At 65.5% G+C, this 20,741-nt stretch carries 17 protein-coding genes and 1 tRNA gene; 8 read left to right on the top strand and 10 right to left on the bottom strand.

Translation table 11 applies throughout. From position 1 onward, the window contains the following. Nucleotides 1-71: 71 nt before the first annotated feature. The 5 genes from sdhA to EHV23_RS05430 all read right to left on the bottom strand — a co-directional run bounded on the left by sdhA (nucleotide 72) and on the right by EHV23_RS05430 (nucleotide 4,196). The gene (gene sdhA / locus EHV23_RS05450) at nucleotides 72-1,862 is read right to left on the bottom strand and encodes a succinate dehydrogenase flavoprotein subunit (RefSeq protein WP_203228883.1); all 1,791 of its coding nucleotides are present in this window, start codon (nucleotides 1,860-1,862) and stop codon (nucleotides 72-74) included. Between the two features lie 4 nt (nucleotides 1,863-1,866). Continuing rightward, entirely contained in the window at nucleotides 1,867-2,217 is a 351-nt protein-coding gene (sdhD, locus tag EHV23_RS05445; RefSeq protein ID WP_125095036.1) for a succinate dehydrogenase, hydrophobic membrane anchor protein, read from the bottom strand. 38 nt (nucleotides 2,218-2,255) lie between these two features. Continuing rightward, on the bottom strand, nucleotides 2,256-2,708 hold the full coding sequence (gene sdhC / locus EHV23_RS05440) for a succinate dehydrogenase, cytochrome b556 subunit (protein ID WP_125095547.1): 453 nt from the start codon (nucleotides 2,706-2,708) through the stop codon (nucleotides 2,256-2,258). A gap of 442 nt (nucleotides 2,709-3,150) precedes the next feature. Then, nucleotides 3,151-3,384: a hypothetical protein gene (locus EHV23_RS05435; RefSeq protein WP_125095035.1), complete on the bottom strand. Its 234-nt coding sequence runs from the start codon at nucleotides 3,382-3,384 to the stop codon at nucleotides 3,151-3,153. Nucleotides 3,385-3,467: 83 nt separating this feature from the next. Then, nucleotides 3,468-4,196: a GntR family transcriptional regulator gene (locus tag EHV23_RS05430; RefSeq protein ID WP_125095034.1), complete on the bottom strand. Its 729-nt coding sequence runs from the start codon at nucleotides 4,194-4,196 to the stop codon at nucleotides 3,468-3,470. Nucleotides 4,197-4,445: 249 nt separating this feature from the next. Here EHV23_RS05430 and EHV23_RS05425 point away from each other — a divergent pair, with 249 nt between their 5' ends. From EHV23_RS05425 to EHV23_RS05390, 8 genes are all read left to right on the top strand, one after another. Continuing rightward, a complete protein-coding gene (locus EHV23_RS05425) occupies nucleotides 4,446-5,426 on the top strand; it encodes a malate dehydrogenase (RefSeq protein ID WP_125095033.1) in 981 nt (326 codons plus the stop codon). Between the two features lie 6 nt (nucleotides 5,427-5,432). Further along, a complete protein-coding gene (locus EHV23_RS05420; protein WP_125095032.1) occupies nucleotides 5,433-6,497 on the top strand; it encodes an HpcH/HpaI aldolase/citrate lyase family protein in 1,065 nt (354 codons plus the stop codon). Nucleotides 6,498-6,852: 355 nt separating this feature from the next. Further along, nucleotides 6,853-7,410, top strand: coding sequence for a hypothetical protein (locus EHV23_RS05415; protein WP_125095031.1), 558 nt, complete (start codon nucleotides 6,853-6,855; stop codon nucleotides 7,408-7,410). Between the two features lie 335 nt (nucleotides 7,411-7,745). Continuing rightward, nucleotides 7,746-8,336 carry a DUF3617 domain-containing protein gene (locus tag EHV23_RS05410; protein ID WP_338034505.1) on the top strand — a complete coding sequence of 197 codons (591 nt, stop codon included), beginning with the start codon at nucleotides 7,746-7,748 and terminating at the stop codon, nucleotides 8,334-8,336. Nucleotides 8,337-8,476: 140 nt separating this feature from the next. Then, complete coding sequence (acnA, locus tag EHV23_RS05405) at nucleotides 8,477-11,182, top strand: aconitate hydratase AcnA (protein WP_125095029.1); 2,706 nt, start codon at nucleotides 8,477-8,479, stop codon at nucleotides 11,180-11,182. A 158-nt stretch (nucleotides 11,183-11,340) separates the two neighbouring features. Next, entirely contained in the window at nucleotides 11,341-13,701 is a 2,361-nt protein-coding gene (locus tag EHV23_RS05400) for a sensor domain-containing phosphodiesterase (protein ID WP_125095028.1), read from the top strand. A gap of 263 nt (nucleotides 13,702-13,964) precedes the next feature. Beyond that, nucleotides 13,965-14,041 (top strand) — tRNA-Pro (locus EHV23_RS05395). A 657-nt stretch (nucleotides 14,042-14,698) separates the two neighbouring features. Beyond that, complete coding sequence (locus tag EHV23_RS05390) at nucleotides 14,699-15,292, top strand: YceI family protein (RefSeq protein ID WP_125095027.1); 594 nt, start codon at nucleotides 14,699-14,701, stop codon at nucleotides 15,290-15,292. Nucleotides 15,293-15,343: 51 nt separating this feature from the next. On the opposite strand, the gene EHV23_RS05385 is transcribed toward EHV23_RS05390, so the two are convergent. From EHV23_RS05385 to pheS, 5 genes are all read right to left on the bottom strand, one after another. Beyond that, the gene (locus tag EHV23_RS05385; protein WP_203228882.1) at nucleotides 15,344-15,955 is read right to left on the bottom strand and encodes a LysE/ArgO family amino acid transporter; all 612 of its coding nucleotides are present in this window, start codon (nucleotides 15,953-15,955) and stop codon (nucleotides 15,344-15,346) included. 32 nt (nucleotides 15,956-15,987) lie between these two features. Then, nucleotides 15,988-16,410, bottom strand: a complete 423-nt coding sequence (locus EHV23_RS05380; protein ID WP_125095026.1) for a MerR family transcriptional regulator — start codon at nucleotides 16,408-16,410, stop codon at nucleotides 15,988-15,990. Continuing rightward, nucleotides 16,407-16,811 (bottom strand): integration host factor subunit alpha, encoded by a 405-nt coding sequence (locus EHV23_RS05375; protein WP_125095545.1) that lies wholly within the window; start codon nucleotides 16,809-16,811, stop codon nucleotides 16,407-16,409. The genes EHV23_RS05380 and EHV23_RS05375 overlap by 4 nt, the downstream gene beginning before the upstream one ends. A 21-nt stretch (nucleotides 16,812-16,832) precedes the next feature. Further along, entirely contained in the window at nucleotides 16,833-19,286 is a 2,454-nt protein-coding gene (gene pheT / locus EHV23_RS05370) for a phenylalanine--tRNA ligase subunit beta (RefSeq protein WP_125095025.1), read from the bottom strand. A gap of 242 nt (nucleotides 19,287-19,528) precedes the next feature. Further along, nucleotides 19,529-20,563: a phenylalanine--tRNA ligase subunit alpha gene (gene pheS / locus EHV23_RS05365; RefSeq protein WP_125095024.1), complete on the bottom strand. Its 1,035-nt coding sequence runs from the start codon at nucleotides 20,561-20,563 to the stop codon at nucleotides 19,529-19,531. Nucleotides 20,564-20,741 lie beyond the last annotated feature (178 nt).

Here is a 20,741-nt window from a genome sequence, read left to right as displayed (position 1 = left end):
TGTGCCTTTCGGTGTCCGCGTCCGTCACCGGAGATGACGGACGCCGCCAATGCTGAAAAGGGATTCGGAAATCAGAAGGTACGCGGCTTCGGCTTGAAGTACTCGACCGTCAGCGGCTTGAGCACGACCGGCTTGTATTCGAGGCGGTTGTCTTCGGGGTAGAAGAGCGTGTGCTTCATCCAGTTGACGTCGTCGCGCTGCGGATGGTCGCTGTGGGCATGCGCGCCCCGGCTTTCCTTGCGGGCCTCGGCCGAGATGATGGTGGCCTTGGCCACTTCGATCAGGTTGGCCAGCTCCAGGGCCTCCACACGGGCCGTGTTGAACACCTGCGATTTGTCCTGCAGGTGGATGTGCTCGGCACGCTTGTAGTGGGAGAGGATCTTGCCCACACCTTCGGACAGCAGGGCGGAAGTCCGGAACACGCCACAGTGCGACTGCATGTCGCGGCGGATGTCGCCGGCCACGTCCTGGATGCGCTCGCCCGAGGTGGAACCATCGAGCTTGGCCACCCGGGCCAGCGAGAAATCGCCGGCGTTGACCGGCAGCGGCTGGTGGGTGTTGTTTTTGAAGCCGGATTCGACGATGTGATTGCCGGCCGCACGACCGAACACCACGAGGTCGAGCAGCGAGTTGGTACCCAGCCGGTTGGCACCGTGCACCGACACACAGGCGCACTCACCGATGGCATACAGGCCGTGCACGACGCTGGACGGGTTGTCGCCCTTGGGTACGACCACCTGGCCGTGATAGTTGGTGGGAATGCCGCCCATCTGGTAGTGGATGGTGGGCACCACCGGAATCGGCTCCTTGATGGGGTCGACGTTGGCAAACTTCAGGGCGATCTCGCGGATGGAAGGCAGGCGCTTGAGAATCTTGTCGGCGCCCAGGTGGTCGAGCTTGAGCAGCACGTAGTCGGCGTGCGGGCCGCAGCCGCGCCCTTCCTTGATCTCCTGGTCCATCGAGCGGGACACGAAGTCGCGCGGGGCCAGATCCTTCAGCGTGGGGGCGTAGCGTTCCATGAAGCGCTCGCCGTCCTTGTTCAGCAGGATGCCGCCCTCGCCGCGCACACCCTCGGTGATCAGCACGCCGGCGTTGGCCACGCCGGTGGGGTGGAACTGCCAGAACTCCATGTCCTGCAGCGGGATGCCGGCGCGGGCACACATGCCCAGGCCGTCACCGGTGTTGATGTAGGCGTTGGTGGAGGCCTGCCAGATGCGGCCGGCACCGCCGGTGGCCAGCACCGTGACCTTGGCCTCGAGGATCATGACCTCGCCGGTTTCCATTTCCAGCGCCACCACGCCCAGCACGTCACCGTCGGCGTTGCGGATCAGGTCCAGCGCCATCCATTCGACGAAGAAGGTGGTGCGGGCACGCACGTTGCGCTGGTAGAGGGTGTGCAGCAGCGCGTGACCGGTACGGTCGGCTGCGGCGCAGGCACGGGGCACGGGTTTTTCGCCCAGGTTGGCCGAGTGGCCACCGAACGGACGCTGGTAGATGGTGCCGTCGGCATTGCGGTCGAACGGCATGCCGAAGTGCTCCAGCTCGTAGACCACGTGCGGGGCCTGGCGACACATGAACTCGATGGCGTCCTGGTCACCGAGATAGTCGGAACCCTTGACGGTGTCGAACATGTGCCAGTACCAGTTGTCCTCGCTCATGTTGCCCAGCGAGGCACCGATGCCCCCCTGCGCCGCCACGGTGTGCGAACGCGTGGGGAAGACCTTGGAGAGCACGGCCACGTTGTAGCCGGCCTCGGCCAGCTGCAGCGAACAGCGCATGCCGGCACCGCCGGCACCGACGATGACCGCGTCGAACTTGCGCCGCGGCAGGCTGTTGGAGAGCTTGTTCAGGTAGTCGACCATGACGTCAGGCCCTCCAGAGGATAAAGGCGCCCCAGGCGGCGTAGCCGGCCAGCAGGACGATGGTACCGGTCTCGAGCAGCAGGCGCACCAGGGTGTTCTTCAGGTAGTCCATGTACAGGTCGCGGATGCCGACCCAGGCGTGGTAGAGCACGGCCAGGAGCGCCACCATGGTGGCGACCTTCATGAACTGCCCCGAAAAGAGCTGCGACCAGTTGTAGTAGTCGAGCTGGGGCAGCGTACAGATGCTGCAGAGCAGGAATATGACGTAAAGCGCCATGATCACGCCGGTAAGGCGCTGGGCAAGCCAGTCGCGCATGCCGTAGTGGGCGCCGGACACGATTCGCTGGATGGTCATGTCGAGCCTTGAAGGAAAAATGGAAAAGGGAAACGGGTTCAGGAGAACAGCAGCATGCCGCCGAAGATGGCCGTCATGACCAGGCTGGCGCCCAGCACGACCAGGGCACTGCGCATGGCCTGGGGCTTTTCGGTAAGGAAGTGCATGTCGAGGATGATGAAACGGATACCCGCGCACAGGTGATGGCAGAACGCCCAGATGAGTGCCAGCAGGACGAGCTTGCCGAACCAGGAATGCACCACGGCCGAATACTGCGCGAAGCTGGCCTCGGAGGTGAGGCTCTGGGAGAGCAGATAAAGCACGAACGGGATGCCGAGGAGGAACATCAGCATCCCGCTGGCACGGTGCAGGATGGATACCTGCGCCGCTGGCGCCATGGCCGGAAGGTAGTGACCCAGCAGCTGGTCGAGGCCGACGTTGGTGGGTTTCTTCACGGCCGCCCGTCGTGCCCGGCGCTGTTCGGGGGTTTCGGCGGGGTGGCCCTGCGCCATGGAGACGCCGCTGTTGACCAGCCCATTGCCGTTGCTGGCTCCGATATCTGCCATATCGATCCTCCAATCCTGTTTGTGATTCAGCACACGTGTATGAGAAGAATGCATCCGGACAGACGGGCCTGCGCGAGCGGTCTCCTGCGCCCTGCCCCCTGCCCGGAAACCGGTAGAGGGCCAGCCGCCGCCAAAGCCCGACTGACCATAGGGATAATGGACCTATTGTTGCGCATTTTTTGCGGCCGAACAACGCGAACCGGGCCGCCTTCTGCGCAAGATCAAAGTCAGTGAGGGCTGATGGGCGTGGAATGATTCCCATAGCCATTCCGCTGCGATCTTTGGTCGTATTGGCAACAACATGCAGCGTTCTTGCCGTGTGGCAAAGCTACTCCCAATCGGTCGGCGGGTTTGCAAAATGTGTTTTCGCAACGTAACGGAATGCCTATCACAGCTGACCGGCGGCGGGGTGGATGGTGCCCATCACGGGAATGGAGAGAGCCGTCAAGCCCGTCGTATCGAAGAAGCCCGCAAGGCGGACGAGGCCCTGAAGGCGGCCCAGGCGGAACAGGCCGAAAGCGCTGTTCGTGCCACCGAGGAGGCACGTCAGGCCGAAGCTCGTGCGTGCCGGACAGGGGCCGGCCACGGATTGACTGCCCTCGGGCAACCGGGCGTCGTACACGGGACCGTTCCGGCGTCATGGCCATCGGCGGCGCCCGGGATACGCACGCCACATGGCCATTGCGGAACTTGCCACAGGGAGCCTCAGAGTTCGTTGGCGTAGTGATGGTGCGTGGTACGACACAGGCCGCGGCGCAGTTCGACCGGCCGTCCGTGGAAGGTGGTGGTGACGCGCTCCACCAGCAATAGCGGCTGTCCGGGTTCGATGGCCAGCAGACCGGCCTGCTCTGCCGTGGCGGCCACGGCACGGATGCGCTCGCGCGCATGCAGCATCTTGGTACCCAGTTCGGTCTCGAACATCGAGTAGAGGCGGCTGGACTGGTGGGCCAGCCGCTGCGGGGTCAGGCGGCGAAACTCCTCCCCGGCCAGCCAGATATCGTCGAGGATGACGGGATCCTCCCCGAACACCAGCACCCGCTGGATGTAGAGCACGGTGTCGCTGCCCTGCAGGGACAGCGCACGCTGCACGTCGGCCGGTGCCCGCACGCGCCGGCAGTGGATCATCCGGCTGACCGGCTGCACGGCCGGCCCCTCGTCCGGGCGCAGGCGCAGGAAGCGGAACTGCGCCTGGCTCTCGTCGTGCGACACCACATAGGTGCCCTTGCCCTGGCGGCGCACCAGCAGCCCCTCGGCAGTCAGCACCTCCACGGCCTTGCGCACCGTGCCCTGGCTCACGCCGAAGCGCTGCGCCAGCTCGGTCTCGCTGGGAATGAGCCCGCCCGGCGGCCATTCGCCGGCCTGCAGCGCGTGCAGGATGGCTTCGCGGATCTGCTGGTAGAGCGGCTGGAAGCGCGGCGGAGCAGGTGCATTCATGGCCGGAAATCAGGGGAATGAAAGGCGCCGGGGGCGAAGGAGCACGGCGTCCTCGGGGAAAGTCCTATGTCTTATATAAGATAGCGGATATCTTGACCTGCAACAACCATCGGCCTACCATTGCCGGCATCATTCGACATTGTGGAGCCGGTACACGCGGCGCCGCCCTGCCCGGCTTTGGGCCGCAACGGGCACCCGCAGGCGTGTTCCGGCAACGTCAGTCTTTCTTTCAACTTTTCAGGAACTTTCATGAAAGCACCGAAACGTGTAGCCGTCACCGGCGCAGCCGGCCAGATCGCCTATTCCCTGCTGTTCCGCATTGCCAATGGCGACATGCTGGGCAAGGACCAGCCCGTCATCCTGCAGCTGCTCGACATCACGCCGGCCCTGCCCGCCGTCAGGGGTGTGGTGATGGAGCTGGAAGACTGCGCCTTCCCGCTGCTGGCCGGCGTGGTCGTCACCGACGACCCGAACGTGGCCTTCAGGGATGCCGACTACGCGCTGCTGGTCGGTGCCCGTCCGCGCAGCAAGGGTATGGAGCGCAAGGACCTGCTGGAGGCCAACGGCGCCATCTTCACCGTGCAGGGCAAGGCGCTCAACGACCATGCCAGCCGTGACGTGAAGGTGCTGGTGGTGGGCAACCCGGCCAACACCAATGCCTACATCGCCATGAAGTCGGCCCCCGACCTGCCGAAGAAAAACTTCACCGCCATGCTGCGCCTGGACCACAACCGCGCCCTGTCGCAGCTGGCCGCCAAAACCGGTCGCACCGTCGATTCCATCGAGAAGCTGGTGGTCTGGGGCAACCACTCGCCCACCATGTATCCGGACATCCGCTTTGCCACCAGCAACGGCGACGCGCTGCCCAAACTGGTCAACGACGACGCCTGGGTGAAGGACACCTTCATCCCCACCGTGGGCAAGCGCGGTGCCGCCATCATCGAGGCCCGTGGCCTGTCATCGGCTGCCTCGGCGGCCAACGCGGCGCTCGACCACATGCGTGACTGGGCGCTGGGCACCCACGGCAAGTGGGTCACCATGGGCATCCCGTCCACCGGCGCCTACGACATCCCGGCCGACATCGTCTACGGCATGCCCGTCACCTGCAAGGATGGCGAGTACACGCTGGTCGAAGGGCTGGACATCGACGCCTTCAGCCGCGAACGCATGCAGGCCACGCTGGCCGAGCTGCAGGGCGAGCGCGACGGTGTCAAGCACCTGGTCGGCTGACGCTGCATGGCTGGCCGGGCAGCGCCCCTCTCTCCCGACGCGGTGCTGTACCGGGAGCACGACCGGCAGCCAGGTCTGCCGGTCTGTGACCATTACTGTGGCAGCGCTGCCCTGCTGGCCAAATCACTGGCGCTGCAGGCGCGGCTCGGGCCGGTACTGGACGTGACGGCCGACTGCGAGGACGGCGCCGCGGCCGGTGACGAGCTGGCACATGCCCGGCTGATGGCCGAAGGCATTGCCAGTGAGGGCAACCGCTTCGGCCGCGTCGGCGCCCGCACCCACGCGGTCGGCCATCCGGCCTTTGCCGGCGAGGTCGAGGCACTGATGGGCGGTGCCGGCCGGCGGTTGGCCTACCTGACGCTGCCCAAGGTGCAGGATGTCGCTGCCGTGGCGCAGGCCGATGCCCTGCTGCGCGAGCACGAGGCCCGCCTCGGCCGGGAGCCCCCGGTGCCGCTGCAGGTGCTCATCGAGTCACCGGCGGCGCTGGCCCGGCTCGATGCCATCGCGGCCCACCCGCGGGTGGAGGCGCTGTGCTTCGGACTGATGGATTACGTGAGCAGCTTCGGTGGCGCCGTGGGCAGTGATGCCCTGCATGGCAGCCGGCAGTTTGAACACCCGCTGCTGGCCCGGGCGCTGGCCGACATCGCCCTCTCAGCACACGCCCATGGCAAGGTGGCCGTGCACAGCGTCACGCTGGCCATTGGTGACGGTGAGGCCGCCGGGCGTGATGCGCAGCGTGCCGCACATGACTTCGGCTACCAGCGCAAGTGGAGCATCCATCCGGTGCAGGTGGCGCCGATCATCGCCGCCTTCCGCCCGGCGCTGAACGAGGTGCAGCAGGCCGCCGGCATCCTGCTGGCGGCCCGGGAAGCCGGCTGGGGGCCGGTCCGGCACGATGGCCATCTGCACGACCGCGCCAGTTACCGCTACTGGTGGCAGGTGCTGCAGCGGGCGCACCGTACGGGGGTATCCCTGCCGTCAGAGGCAGCGGCTGCCTTCTTTGGCGACGTCCGGAGGGACGCGAAGCCGGACGCCCCGGCAAGCCTATCGCAGGCCGGGGATGTGCAATGACGACAACAGGGGGAGTGAATACCGTTTTTCCAGCCCATCGGAACGGGGCCAGATGTTCGATAGTGACAAGTGCCTGGAACAGGTCGTGGCCAACATCAACAGGATGTTTCGTGCCCTTGACGGGTTCCCGGTGGTCGGCTATCACCCCGTGGGGATATCAGTGGCGATGTTCGTGTCCTGCCTGCTGATGTCTTCGAAGGGAGCCAGGGCACCTCGGCAGGTTTGCCGGAGTTCCCCAGGCTGACCTGCCTGCTGCAGATGAACAACCGGCCGTGACGGCGGCGCCCAGTCCCGCCACAGCGGCATTCCCCCTTCCCCGGCTGCCACGCAGCCCGATCTTCCAGGAAATCCTGTCATGCTCACCCTGTCGTTCCGTTCCGGCGTTCGTACCCCCTCTTCGGCTTCCCGGCCGCTGCTGCGTGGCTGCACGCTCGCCGTGTCGCTCGCGCTTGCCTCGCTGCTGGTGGCGCCCGCTGCCGAAGCTGCCGCCGATTCCGGCAAACCGGCCGCCAACGCCCGCCACACCCATGGCAAGGCCCACCGGCCTGCCGGCAAGGCCGCTGCGACGGCTGCCGTGGCTGCGCCCATGGCCGTGCCGGCCGCCGACGCCCTCCAGATGGAGGCCATGGCCCGCGTGAATCAGGGCGTGAGCACCTGCGAGTTTCGCCAGCAGGTCCACATCAGCGAGAGCGCTGCCCACCCGGGCTATGTCGATCTGCGCTTCAAGGGCAAGCAGTGGCTGATGAAGCCCGTGATTTCTTCCACCGGCGCGCTGCGTCTGGAAGACGTGCGGGCCGAAACGCTCTTCATCCAGATCCGCAACAAATCGATGCTGATGAACCAGAAGACCGGCCAGCGTCTGGTCGACGCCTGCGTGCATCCGGCTCAGCAGCAGGCCCTGTCGCGAGGCTGATGCCTGCGGCAGTGGTATCCGGACGGCCAGGCCGGGCACCTTCGGGCCACCCGGCCGGCCAGTGAAAAAACAGGGAGACACCCCATGTGCAGTTCCATGCCCCGCCTCTGTCTGCCGCGCAGGCCGGCTCTTCGGCTCCTGTTGCCCGTGGTCTGCACGCAACACCGGCGGATGATCTGTATCGAAGACAGGCACTTGACAGCCCATTACCATGGGCGCGTCTGTCGTCCGGCCATGGTGTAGATATTTCCGTGAAGAACCCTGCCCTGCTTTCCCTTCCGTCCTTTTCCCTGTCTGTGCCGTCGTGGTGCAGAACGGTCCTGCTCGTGCCGGCGATGCTGGCGGGCCTCTTCGTTGCCCTGCCTGCCGCCGCAGCCGATGGTGATGGAGACGGTGACGCACCGCTCAGAAGCGAGGTCGTCACGCCTCCCGACGCTGCCCCCAGCCCCGCCGGCCGGCTCGACCATCCACGCCGCAGGCCCGGGCTCTGGGAGATCCGCAACAGTGCCAGCGAACAGCTGGGGCTCGAACCGGTCAAGCTGTGCGTGGGTGACCAGACCGACACGCCCGAACATCATCTCGACCGCCAGGTGGGCAAGCGCGGCGCCTGCACGCTGGGTGCCTTCCGCCGCGAAGGGCTCGGCTGGGTGGCCGATTCGGTCTGCAGGGACACCGGCCGCAGCACCATCGTCAGCCAGTCCACCGTCAGTGGCGACCTGCAGTCGCACTACCGCATCGACACGGTGGTGTTCTATTCACCGCCCCTGCCCAACAACCGGCGCGAAGACCGCGAATACACCGAGGCACGCTGGCTGCGTGCCTGCCCGTCCAACCAGAAACCCGCAGACCTGACCATCCCCGGCATGGGCGTGCTGAACATGCTCGATGGTGGCCTGCGACCCGAATCACCCCACACCCACGAGTGAATCCCAGGAGTGAATCATGACCCACGCACGATGTTGACTGCCTCTCCCATTCCCTGGTCCGTGTCCCTGCCCGGTCGCCTGGCAGGATGTCATGGTCTTGCCCTGTCCCCTGTCTGAACGTTGTATTCGAGGATTACGAGATGGCACACAATACCTTCGATACCCTGCAGTCCTACCCGCTTGCGTCGGGCAAGACCGCATCCTTCTATTCGCTGCCAGCTCTGGCTCGGCGCTTCCCCAACATCAACCGCCTGCCGGTTTCCATTCGCATCGTGCTGGAGTCGGTGCTGCGCAACTGTGACGGCAAGAAGGTCACGGAAACGCACATCGAGCAGCTGGCCAACTGGGCACCGAACGCCAAACGGGTGGACGAGATTCCGTTCATCGTGGCCCGCGTGGTGCTGCAGGACTTCACCGGCGTGCCGCTGCTGGCCGACCTGGCAGCCATGCGCAACGTTGCGGCCGATCTGGGCAAGAATCCCAAGCGCATCGAGCCGCTGGTGCCGGTGGACCTGGTGGTCGACCACTCGGTGATGATCGACCACTATGGCGACGTGACGGCGCTGGATCTGAACATGAAGCTGGAGTTCTCGCGCAACCGTGAGCGCTACCAGTTCATGAAATGGGGCATGCAGGCCTTCGACACCTTCAAGGTCGTGCCCCCGGGCATCGGCATCGTGCACCAGGTCAACCTCGAGTATCTGGCCCGCGGCGTGCACCAGAAGACCGATGGTGACCGCACCATCTACTACCCCGACACGCTGGTCGGGACCGACAGCCACACCACGATGATCAACGGCATCGGCGTGGTCGGCTGGGGGGTGGGCGGCATCGAGGCCGAGGCCGGCATGCTGGGCCAGCCGGTGTACTTCCTGACCCCGGACGTGGTGGGCGTGCACCTCAAGGGCAAGCTGCGCGAGGGCGTGACCGCCACCGACCTGGTGCTGCGCGTGACCGAGCTGCTGCGTGCCACCAAGGTGGTGGGCAAGTTCGTGGAGTTCTTCGGCGAGGGCACACAGTCGCTGGCCCTGCCCGACCGTGCCACCATTGCCAACATGGCCCCCGAATACGGTGCGACCATGGGCTTTTTCCCGGTCGACGAGAAGACCATCGAATACTTCAGGGGCTCGGGTCGTACCGACGAGGAGATCGACGCCTTCGAGAAATACTTCCGGGCACAGGAACTGTTCGGCATTCCGGCCGCCGGCCAGCTGGACTACTCGCAGGTCGTCGAACTGGACCTGGATACCATCGTGCCGTCGCTGGCCGGTCCGAAGCGTCCGCAGGACCGCATCGAGCTGACCGACATGAAGCGTACCTTCGAGACGCTCTTCTCGGCGCCGGTGAAGGAAAACGGCTTCAACAAGAAGCCCGAAGACCTGAAGACCGAAGTGCAGGCCGGTGATGTGAAGATCCACAGTGGCGACGTGCTGATCGCCGCCATCACCTCGTGCACCAACACCTCCAACCCGGGCGTGCTGCTGGCGGCCGGCCTGGTGGCGAAGAAGGCCGTCGAGAAGGGTCTGACGGTGGCCTCGCACATCAAGACCTCGCTGGCCCCGGGATCGCGGGTGGTGAGCGAGTACCTGGCCCGGACCGGCCTGCTGCCGTATCTGGAATCGCTGGGCTTTGCCGTGGCCGCCTACGGCTGTACGACCTGTATCGGCAACGCGGGCGACCTGCGTCCCGAGTTCAACGAGGCCATCGTCGAGAACGATCTGGTCTGTGCGGCCGTGCTGTCGGGCAACCGGAACTTCGAGGCCCGGATCCACCCGAACATCCGCGCCAACTTCCTGGCCTCGCCGCCGCTGGTGGTGGCCTACGCCATTGCCGGGACGGTGCTGAAGGATCTGACGAAGGAGCCGGTGGCGAAGAACCGCGATGGCGAGGATGTCTGGCTCAGGGACATCTGGCCGACCACGCAGGAAGTGCACGACCTGATGCGCTTTGCCATGGATGCCGATACCTTCCGCCGTCTCTACAGCAACCTCACGAAGGACCATCCGCTGTGGAATGCCGTGCCGTCGGCCGAGGGGCAAGTGTACGACTGGCCGAAATCCACCTACATCGCCCAGCCCCCCTTCTTTGCCGGGTTCGGCATGGAACCGGCACCGGTGCCGAAAATCCGCAACGCCCGCATCATGGCGCTGTTCGGCGACTCGATCACCACCGACCACATCTCGCCGGCCGGTTCGATCAAGGAAACCTCGCCGGCCGGAAAATATCTGCTGGCCAACGATGTGACGAAGGCCGATTTCAACAGCTATGGTTCGCGCCGCGGCAACCACGACGTGATGATGCGCGGCACCTTCGCCAACGTACGGATCAAGAACCTGATGCTGCCGGCCAAACCGGACGGTTCGCGCGAGGAAGGCGGCATGACGTTGCATCAACCCGACGGTGAGTGTCTCGCAATCTACGACGCGGCCATGAAATACATGGCAGACGGCGTACCAACGGTTATTCTTGCGGGTGAAGAGTATGGCACCGGCAGCTCCCGTGACTGGGCCGCCAAGGGCACCCAGCTGCTGGGCGTGAAGGCAGTGGTGGCCCGCAGCTTCGAGCGGATCCACCGCTCGAACCTGGTCGGCATGGGCGTGCTGCCGCTGCAGTTCCGCAACAACGACTCATGGGAATCGCTCGGCATCAGGGGTGACGAAGTCATCGACATCGTGGTACCGGATGAACTGGTACCACAGCAGGAAATCAACATGACGGTCCGTCGTGCCGATGGCTCGTCGTTCGAGGTCAGCCTCCTGTCGCGGATCGACACCGCGATCGAGGTGGACTACTACCTGCATGGTGGCATCCTGCCCTTCGTGCTGCGCGAGCTGATGGCGGCATAAGGGAACCTCCGCAGGACTTCTGCAGAGGTACTCCAGGTTCTGTCCCTGTCCGGAGCTGTCCGGACGGACGATGTGACGGCTTCACCCGGAAGCCCGCATCGTCCGTCCACGGGTCCGCAGGCCGGCTCCCGCTTCCCGTGTTTTTCCGAGGAGCCGGTTTGAAGCGCCTGACCGATTTCGAGCATCTTCCCCTGGCGGCACGCTGCCTGGTTGCCGCGGGGCTTGCTGCCGCGCTGTGCGCGCTGGCCCAGCTGGTTTCGGCCGGCTCGGCCTGGCACCTGCTGGTCTGGCCCACGGCCGCCGTGGGCTTTGCCTTTGGCTGGTACTACGGCATCCGCTGGCTGCCGGTGGCTGCCTGCGGTGCCGGTGCCTGGGCCCTGCTGGCCACGCAGGACCCCCGCTATGCCCTGATCATCGCCGTGGCGTCGCTGCCCGGTCCCTGGCAGGCCATCCGCCTGCTGCGGCGCATGGCCGAATGGAAACCGCCCGAGTACCGGCTGGATTCGGTCAGCCGTTTTCTGGCCGTCTCGCTGCTGCTGTCGGCCCCCCTCAACGCCCTGCTCTATGCGGGGCTCGTCTGGTTCTTCCAGGTTCCACCCGTCAATGTCCACGGGCTGCCCCAGCTGCTGCTGGCCAGCTGGCTGGCCGACGCGCAGGGCATGCTGCTGATCTGTCCGGCCCTGCTGGCGCTGCTGCGCCCGGCCCACCTGACGGCCGACGAGGCCGAATTGCCGGCCCTGCGGCAACCCGCTCCCCATTTCAGCCTGCCCACCGTGCTGGTGGTGCTGGGCATCGGTGCCGTGGCCTTCGTGCTGCACCGGCTGGGCGAAAGCCAGTATGCCGGCCTCGTGCTGTTTGCCGTGTTCGTGCCGCTGATCTGGGCAGCGGCCTCGCAGGCTGCAGGCCGGGTGGATGCCTACACGCTGCTGCTGGCTGGCCTGCCCCTGCTGGCCAGCCGCGCCTATGCGGTCAGCGACAGCCATGGCCAGGGCTTTGCCGATACGGTGGGCGTGTCGCTGCTGCTGTGCTGCGCCGTCCTGGCCGCCCAGCTGCTGCAGGCACTGGCTTCCGACCGCAGTCTGGCGCTGGCCCGCATGTCACGTCAGGCACGACAGGACATGAGCACCGGTCTGCTCAACGACCGCGGCCTGATTGCCGAACTGACCGACTGGCTGGCTGCGCCGCAGCGTCCACGCTGTGGCCTGATCGGCCTCTACATCAGCAACTACGACGCCATTCACGACCTGTGTGGCACCGTGGAGGCGATGCAGCTGGAACAGGCCACGGCCCAGCTGCTGATCCAGCAGAACGGTACCCATCTGGCGGCGCGCCTGTCGGCCGGCCGCTACACCCTGCTGATTCATGCCGAGACGGTGGCGCAGGTGCGTGCCGTGGCCCGCGAGATCTACACCCAGCTCTCCGGGCAGGTGTTCCAGACCGAGCATGGCAGTATCCGCCTGCAATGTCACATCGGTGGGCTGCTGCTGGATCCGAACTCACAGATCAGCAGCGAGGACTGCCTGTCGGCGCTGTCGGATGCGCAGGCCATTGCGGCCAGTGTGCGCGACCCACAGCTCTTCGTCGAGCCCCTGTCGCAGACGATGATCGACGCACGCCGCGCCCACCAGAAGAAGATCGAACACATCCGCGACGCCATCCGCAACGACCGCATCGAGCTGTATGCCCAGCCGCTGATCGACCCCGAGGCGCCCTCGCAGATGCGCTCCTACGAGGTGCTGACCCGGCTGCGCGACAAGGCCGGCCAGCTGATACGCCCGCCCGAGTTCCTCACACTGGCCTCGCAGGCGCAGATGTCGGTACCACTGGATCGGGCCGTCATCCGCCTGACCTTCGAATGGCTGGCCGCCAACCCCGAGGCACTGGCGCTGACCTGGAAATGCTCGATCAACCTGGCCGGGGCCACGATGAGCGACGACACCATTGCCGGCTTCATCCGTGAACAGCGCGCCAACTGCGCCATTCCGGCCGCCAAGGTGGTGTTCGAGATCACCGAGAGCGAGGCGATCCGCAACCCGGCTGCCGCCTCGCGACTGGTGGACGACCTGAAGGACCAGGGCTTCGGCATTGCACTGGACGACTTCGGCACCGGTCTGGCCACCTTCGAGTACCTCAAGCGCTTCCCGCTGGATTATCTGAAGATCGACGGCTCGTTCGTGCGCAACCTGATGTCCAACCCGATCGACGAGGAGATCATTCTTTCCACCGTGCGGGTGGCCAAACGCCTGAAGCTGCGCACCGTCGCCGAACACGTGCACAACGCCGCCATCTACGAACGCCTGACGGATCTGGGCGTGTCGTACCTGCAGGGCGACTTCTTCGGCAAGGCCATGCCGCTGCCGGAGATGTTCGAACGCCAGGCCCCCACCACGGCCCACCTGCGCCAGCCCACGGCCCGCAACCTCTCGGGTACCCCGGTGGCCGCACCACTGGTGGGCGGCACGGCCACGGCGGCGCCGTCGGTGAGCAACACGGTGGGCGGGGCGTCGGTGTTGCACTGAATGCGGGGTTTCTTCGTACTGTCTGGGGGTATGTGGGCTTGCCAGAACAGGGATTCGGGGGGCACGGGGACAGATGGGTCCATGACACGCTCCAGTGCAGAGAGGCACACCCGCGTGCTGTCCGGGATACCCTTCGCTGGCGTGTGGCTGCCTGGCAGTTGTACCGTTGCCCCATGCAGGGGCGCAGGATGTTCGAATCCGCTGCAATCTGGCCCCATGTGACTTGGCAAGCCCGGAAATTTTCGGTTATACTGCAGATCTGTCGGGGCGTAGCGCAGTCTGGTAGCGTACTTGCATGGGGTGCAAGGGGTCGAGTGTTCGAATCACTCCGTCCCGACCAAAAATCCTCAAGAGCCGGCTGGTTCATCTTCGGATGGCCAGCCGGCTTTTCCGTTTTGTCCTTCTCGTTTTTGTCCTGCTGCGCCCCCCATTTTGATCGGCATCAGAAGTGGAGCGTTCACGCGGTCATGGCATGCCGCTGTGCTGGCCTGCTCCTGTACCGCGAGGCGTCGTCAGGCTGGCGGAATTCGGTCCATCGGGATCGTCTGCATGGCAATGCCGCGCGACTGCAGCGTCGGCAGGCTGGGTGGAATTCGGTCCATCGGGATGCCGCAGGACTTTTGCAGAGACTCGCGGGTGCCTCATTCTGCAAGCCCGGAAATCCCGGTTCGGTTGCAGGGCCGTTCGGTTGCAGGGCCTCTGGACTGGATGTGCCCTGATACCTCTCATCTCTCACCTGCTGTAAGCATCCGCCGGGTCCGAACGACTATCATGGCGTGCTCTGTCGGCATGCACCCGGGTGCCGGGTATCCGGTGCATGCCTCGTCCGGGCATGGCGTCAAGGTGTCACAGAACCCTGGCAGCTTCGGGGTTCCTCCCTGCAGCTTCCCGGTTCCTTCCATGCCTCGGCACGCGCCTGTTCCCTCTCTACCCTGCTCTTTCATTTTCATGGCACCTGAAGGCAGATCATGCCGTGCGCCCCCAAGGAGATATACAGATGAAAAAATCGCTGACCGTTCTGGCCGCTGCCCTGATTGCCTTTGCCTCGCAGGCCGGCGCCGCCAGCTGGCAGGCCGACAATGCCGATATCGATTTTCTGAGCATCAAGGTCAACCAGAAAAAACGCAGCGTCACCGAGGAATCGAATTTCACCGCCTCGACCGCCCGGCTGGAGGCCGACGGCAGCTTCACGCTGAATGTGGACCTGAAGAGCGTCAAAACCAGCGTCGACCTGCGCGATGAACGCCTGCGTGACTGGGTGTTCGAGACCGGCAAGTTCGGTGCCGCCACCATCACCGGCAAGGTCGACATGGCGACCATCGACAAACTGGCCGTGGGCCAGCGTCTGACGCTGGAACAGCCGCTGAAACTGGATCTGCACGGCAGCAAGGCCGACATCGACGCCACCCTGAGCGTCTACCGGCGCACGGCCGACATCATCGACGTGCAGACGGTCAATCCGGTCATCCTGAACACGCAGGAACTGGGTCTGGGCGAAGGCGTGAACAAACTGATCGATGTGATGGGCCTGCTGACCATTGCCGACCAGGTGCCAGTGAGCTTCGGCGCAGAATTCCACCGCAAGCCCTGAGCCGGCAGCATACGGATTTGGGGCCAGTCCAGTCCGGGATATGACGGCGTCTCAGCCCCCGGTCACGAGGCTGGCGGCAATGGCCCACATCAGCAACCCGGTGGCCCCTTCCAGCACCCGCCAGTTGCGTGGCAGGGCAAAGAAGGGGCGCAGATAGCGCGCCCCGAAGCCCAGCACGAAGAAGAACACGAACGAGGCCGAGGTGGCACCAGCGGCAAACGCCCCTTCCTGACCCGGAAACTGGGTGGAAATGGTGCCGATCAGCACCACCGTGTCCAGATAGACGTGCGGGTTGAGCCAGGTGATGGCCAGGCACATGCCCAGCGTTCGCCAGACACTGGCCGCCTGCCCGCCATCCACAGCCAGACCGCTGGTAGCGCGGAAGGCCGAACGCAGGTTGCAGGCGCCATACCAGGCCAGGAAGGCCGCGCCACCGTAACGCAGGAGCGGATCGATCCAGGGTGCCCCGGCGAGAATTTCCCGAAAGCCGCCCACCCCAAAGGAAATCAGGATGGCGTCGGACAGTGCACAGGCCAGTACGACGGGCAGCACGTGTTCGTTGCGGATGCCCTGCCGCAGCACGAAGGCATTCTGGGCGCCGATGGCCAGAATCAGGCTCAGGCTCACGCCGAAGCCCGTGGTGAAGGCGGCGGAACTCAGCATGTCGAGCAGGACAGGACGACAGGGGCGCAGGATCAGCCCGGCAGGTCGCGCAGCAGGTCGAGCGCCACCATCAGATCCTGGCGGATGGCTTCCACATCGGACTGGCGCAGGTTCAGCGTGATGTCCACGGGCTGGGTCAGCTCGGCTTCCTTCTTGCGGCCGGGCTGGGCCGTTTCGGCCAGGCGGTTGCGGGCACCGCTGATGGTGAAGCCGTGTTCGTACAGCAGTTCGCGGATACGGCGGATGAGCAGCACCTCGTGGTGCTGGTAGTAGCGACGGTTGCCGCGACGCTTCATGGGGCGCAGCTGGGTGAACTCCTGCTCCCAGTAGCGCAGCACATGCGGCTTGACACCACACAGCTCGCTCACCTCGCCAATGGTGAAGTAACGCTTGGCGGGAATGGGAGGCAGCGGTGTGTTGCGGGCTTCGGTTGCCCTGGCGGCGGATGCACTCATGATTCAGTCTGGCCGGAAATGGCGCCAAGGGATAGCGGGCTACCCGGACGGCGGGGTGCTTCGATCTGGGCCTTGAGCTTCTGCGAGGCATGGAAGGTGACCACCCGCCGGGCCGAAATGGGAATTTCCTCGCCGGTCTTGGGGTTGCGCCCGGGACGCTGCTGCTTGTCGCGCAGCTGGAAATTGCCAAAGCCCGACAGCTTGACGCTCTCTCCGCGGATCAGCGCAGCGCTGATCTCCTCGAAGAAGGTCTCGACCATGTCCTTGGCCTCACGCTTGTTCAGCCCCACCCGCTCGAACAGCATGTCGGCCAGGGCGGCCTTGGTCAGCGTGAAGGCGGGCCTGGCCAGCGCATCGGCCAGGCTCTGCCCGGGCTCCAGTTCGGTGGTTTCCGGTTCCATGTGCGTCATTATAGAAGTTGCTCAGGCCCGCAGCCGGGCACCAAAGCGTGCCGTCAGCCGCCCGAGGACCATGGCCACCACGGCCTCGACTTCCTCATCGTTCATCGTACGGTCAGTATGTTGCATCCAGAGGCGGAACGCAAGGCTTTTCTCCTTATTTTCCAATCCCTTACCGCGATATTGATCAAACAGGATGACGTGTCGGACGCAAGCAGCCGATGGATCCTGTCCCACCGCAGCCCAGATCTCGTCTTCCACGTCCGCGGCCGGCACGGCTTCGTCCAGCACCACGGCCAGGTCGCGGATGGCCGGCGGGAAGCGGCTGTCCAGCCGTGCCGATGCCAGCGTGCGGGTCATCAGGGGGGCCCCATCCAGTTCGGCCAGGAAGACCGGCCCCGGCAGGTCCAGCGCGTCGACCAGCTGTGGATGCAGTGCCCCGATCCAGCCCACGAAAGTGCCATCGGGCAGCTGGATACGGGCCGACTGGCCCGGGTGCAGACCGGGATGGGTGTCGGCCACGAACTGCAGCTTCGCCTCCGGATGAACGGCCTGAATGTCGCCTTTCAGGTCGAAGAAGTCCACCGCACGGGGCGAGGCGCCCCATTGCGGTTCGAGCACCGGACCAAAGGCCAGCAGCCCCAGGTGGATGGGCTGGGCAATGCCGGCCAGCGCCAGCGGACCGGCCGGCTGTCCCGGTGCGGGCAGAAACACACGGCCCGTCTCGAACAGGCGTACCCGCTCCGCCTTGCGGTTCAGGTTCAGCCGCAGGTTGGTCAGCAGCCCGCTCCAGAGCGAGGTCCGCATCACATTCATGTGGGAGGCGATGGGATTCTGTACGTGAATGGCCTCGCCTTCGGTGCGAAAGCGCCGGTCGTCCTCCTCGGCCACGAAGCTGTAGTTGATCACCTCCTGATAGCCGCGGTCGGCCCAGCGGCGCTTCAGGCGCAGGGCACTGAGCTGGCTTTCCGGTGCAGGACGCATCTGGATGCGGGCCAGGGGCGGCCGGGTCGGCACGCGGTCGTAACCGTAGAGGCGGATGACTTCCTCGATCAGATCTTCCTCGATGGCAATGTCGAAACGGCGCGACGGCGGCGTGACGAGAAATACGGCATCGGCATCCTGACCGTCTGCCGCCGGGACCGCCTTCTGCTCGAACACGAAGCCCAGCCGTGTGAAGGCATCGACGCAGTCGGCGGCCTCCAGCGACAGGCCGCTGATCCGGCGCAGGCGCGACAGGCGCATCTGCACGGGCCTGCGCTCGGGCAGCCCGGTGATCTGATCGGTAACCGGACCGGCCTGGCCACCGCAGATCTGCAGCACCAGCTGGCTCAGGTATTCGAGGTGATCGACCACCGTCTCCGCATCGACCCCACGCTCGAAGCGCTGGGCCGCGTCGGTGGTGAAATTGAAGCGGCGCGGCCGGCCCATGATGGCTGCCGGCCACCAGAAGGCCGCCTCCAGATACACATCCGTCGTGCGTTCCGGATCGACCGCCGTGCCCTGACCGCCCATGATGCCGGCCAGACTCACCGGACCGGTGTCGTCACAGACCACGCCCACCGGCAGCGCTCGCGCATCCGGCCCGACCTCGACCGTCTGGCCATTGAGCAGTTCGAGCCGTTCGCCCTGCCGGCCCCAGCGCACCTGGATGCCGCCCTTCAGCGCATTCAGGTCGAAGATGTGGGTGGGCCGGCCCAGTTCCAGCAGCACGTAGTTGGAAATGTCGACCAGCGCCGACAGCGGGCGCTGGCCGGCACGTTCCAGCCGCTGCTTCATCCAGTCGGGCGTGGGCGCTGCCGCATTCACACCGCGAATGATCCTGCCGGCAAAGCGGCCGCACAGCGAGGGTTCCTGAATATCGACCGGCAGCCTGTCGTCGATGGACACGGGAGCTGCCGCAAAGGTGGGCAGCTGCACCGGTGCATTGGCCAGGGCGGCCAGATCGCGCGCCACCCCGAGCACCGACATGCAGTGGGCCAGGTTGGGCGTGAGCTTGAGTTCGAGGACTTCCTCGTCCAGATCCAGCGCCTGGCGCAGATCCTCACCCGGCGTCAGATCAGCGGGCAGCTCCAGAATGCCGGCATGATCATCGCCCATGCCGAGTTCGCGGCCCGAGCAGAGCATGCCGCCGCTTTCCACCCCCCGCATCTTCGTTTTCTTGATGCGGAAGTCTCCGGGCAGCACGGCCCCCGGCAGCGCGCAGGCCGTGACCAGACCGGCTCGGGCGTTGGGCGCACCGCAGACGATCTGCACCGGTTCACCCTGCCCCACTTCCACGTGGCAGACCTGCAGGCGGTCGGCGTCCGGATGCTTCTCGGCCGTGAGGATGCGCGCCACCACCACACCGGAAAACGGCGCAGCCACCGGCTCACGGGCCTCGACTTCCAGCCCGCCCATCGTCAGGACATGGTCCAGCCCCGCCGCATCGAGCGGCGGATTGCAGTAATGGCGCAACCATTTCTCGGGAATTCTCATGATCGGATCAACCAGGTTTTGAACGAAGCGCCCCAGCCCGTCATTCCGGAGTCCCGGACTGTCAGTCGGGACAGGGGGCGGATTCCGGCAGGCCCAATTCCGGCGGGCAAAAGTGGAGACCGCCACCGGCATGGTGTGGCGCCGCCGGGATCAGGGCGCTGCGGGACGCTTCGTGTTCGAATGCACAATGAAGAAAAGAGCGGGACAGCGGTACCGCTGCACGTGTACCGCCGTCCGGCGCATCAGGCAAACTGCCGCAGGAAGCGCAGGTCGTTGTCGTAGTTCAGGCGCAGGTCATCCACGCCGTAGCGCAGCATGGCCAGCCGCTCGATGCCCGAACCAAAGGCAAAGCCGATGTAGCGCTCCGGGTCCAGCCCCAGATTGCGCACCACCTGCGGATGCACCTGCCCGGCCCCCGAGACTTCCAGCCAGCGCCCACCCAGCGGCCCGTCGGCAAAGCGCATGTCGACCTCGGCCGAGGGTTCGGTGAACGGGAAATACGAGGCCCGAAAGCGCACCTCGATGTCGTCACGTTCGAAGAACTGGTGCAGGAAATCGGTGTAGACGCTCTTCAGGTCGGCAAAGCTGATGTTCTCGTCGATCCACAGCCCTTCGACCTGGTGAAACATCGGCGAATGGGTGGCGTCGGAATCGACCCGGTAGGTCTTGCCCGGGGCAATCACCTTCAGCGGCGGCTTGTTCATCTGGGCATAGCGCACCTGCATCGGGCTGGTGTGGGTGCGCAGCACCAGGGGTTCCGCGGCGGCATCCGCCGGTACGCTGCCAGGACGTTCGATGTAGAACGTGTCGGCCATCGAGCGGGCCGGATGGTTGGGAGGAATGTTCAGCGCGGTGAAGTTGAAATGATCTTCCTCGATTTCGGGGCCGTCGGCCACATCGAAACCGATGGAACGGAAGATCTGCTCGATGCGCTCGATGACCAGCGTGATCGGATGCAGCCCGCCCCGGCCGGCACCGCGCCCCGGCAGCGAAACGTCCAGACGCTCACTGGCCAGACGGGCCTCCAGCCGCTCCTGGCGAATGGCCTCGGCGCGCTCGGCCAGCAGCGCCTCGATGCGCTGCTTGACCTGGTTGAGCGCCTTGCCCCGTTCGGCCTTTTCGGCCCCCACCAGTTTGCCCAGCTCCCTGAGCAGCGAGGTCAGCGCGCCGGTCTTGCCCAGAAAGGCGGCCTTGGCATCGGCCAGGGCTGCTTCGTCCCTGACCGCCGCGAAGCGGCTGCGCGCCTCTTCGATCAGCGTGTTCAGATCATGCTTCATGTGTTTCCGTGTCCTTGGGAACCTCTGCAAAATGCCTGCGGCACACCGGCGCCCGCCCGGGCGATGCCGTGCAACGATGTATCGTCAGCACCACCGGCCCCGGCAGGTACCGCACTGCCATGCCCGAATCGCATTGCCATGTTCGGATCGCACTGCCACCTCCGGATGTGCGGCGAAC

It is taken from the genome of Lautropia dentalis (assembly GCF_003892345.1).
GTDB lineage: Bacteria > Pseudomonadota > Gammaproteobacteria > Burkholderiales > Burkholderiaceae_E > Lautropia > Lautropia dentalis.
Note: the sequence above shows the minus strand (reverse complement) of the source record. Positions and strands in the feature narration are given on the sequence as shown.

Excerpts from the sequence above, each read along its gene's own strand:
- sdhA (WP_203228883.1), bottom strand. The coding sequence starts at position 1,862 with ATGGTCGACTACCTGAACAAGCTCTCCAACAGCCTGCCGCGGCGCAAG.
- sdhD (WP_125095036.1), bottom strand. The coding sequence starts at position 2,217 with ATGACCATCCAGCGAATCGTGTCCGGCGCCCACTACGGCATGCGCGAC.
- sdhC (WP_125095547.1), bottom strand. The coding sequence starts at position 2,708 with ATGGCGCAGGGCCACCCCGCCGAAACCCCCGAACAGCGCCGGGCACGA.
- EHV23_RS05430 (WP_125095034.1), bottom strand. The coding sequence starts at position 4,196 with ATGAATGCACCTGCTCCGCCGCGCTTCCAGCCGCTCTACCAGCAGATC.
- EHV23_RS05425 (WP_125095033.1), top strand. The coding sequence starts at position 4,446 with ATGAAAGCACCGAAACGTGTAGCCGTCACCGGCGCAGCCGGCCAGATC.
- EHV23_RS05420 (WP_125095032.1), top strand. The coding sequence starts at position 5,433 with ATGGCTGGCCGGGCAGCGCCCCTCTCTCCCGACGCGGTGCTGTACCGG.
- EHV23_RS05415 (WP_125095031.1), top strand. The coding sequence starts at position 6,853 with ATGCTCACCCTGTCGTTCCGTTCCGGCGTTCGTACCCCCTCTTCGGCT.
- EHV23_RS05410 (WP_338034505.1), top strand. The coding sequence starts at position 7,746 with ATGCTGGCGGGCCTCTTCGTTGCCCTGCCTGCCGCCGCAGCCGATGGT.
- acnA (WP_125095029.1), top strand. The coding sequence starts at position 8,477 with ATGGCACACAATACCTTCGATACCCTGCAGTCCTACCCGCTTGCGTCG.
- EHV23_RS05390 (WP_125095027.1), top strand. The coding sequence starts at position 14,699 with ATGAAAAAATCGCTGACCGTTCTGGCCGCTGCCCTGATTGCCTTTGCC.
- EHV23_RS05385 (WP_203228882.1), bottom strand. The coding sequence starts at position 15,955 with ATGCTGAGTTCCGCCGCCTTCACCACGGGCTTCGGCGTGAGCCTGAGC.
- EHV23_RS05380 (WP_125095026.1), bottom strand. The coding sequence starts at position 16,410 with ATGAGTGCATCCGCCGCCAGGGCAACCGAAGCCCGCAACACACCGCTG.
- EHV23_RS05375 (WP_125095545.1), bottom strand. The coding sequence starts at position 16,811 with ATGGAACCGGAAACCACCGAACTGGAGCCCGGGCAGAGCCTGGCCGAT.
- pheT (WP_125095025.1), bottom strand. The coding sequence starts at position 19,286 with ATGAGAATTCCCGAGAAATGGTTGCGCCATTACTGCAATCCGCCGCTC.
- pheS (WP_125095024.1), bottom strand. The coding sequence starts at position 20,563 with ATGAAGCATGATCTGAACACGCTGATCGAAGAGGCGCGCAGCCGCTTC.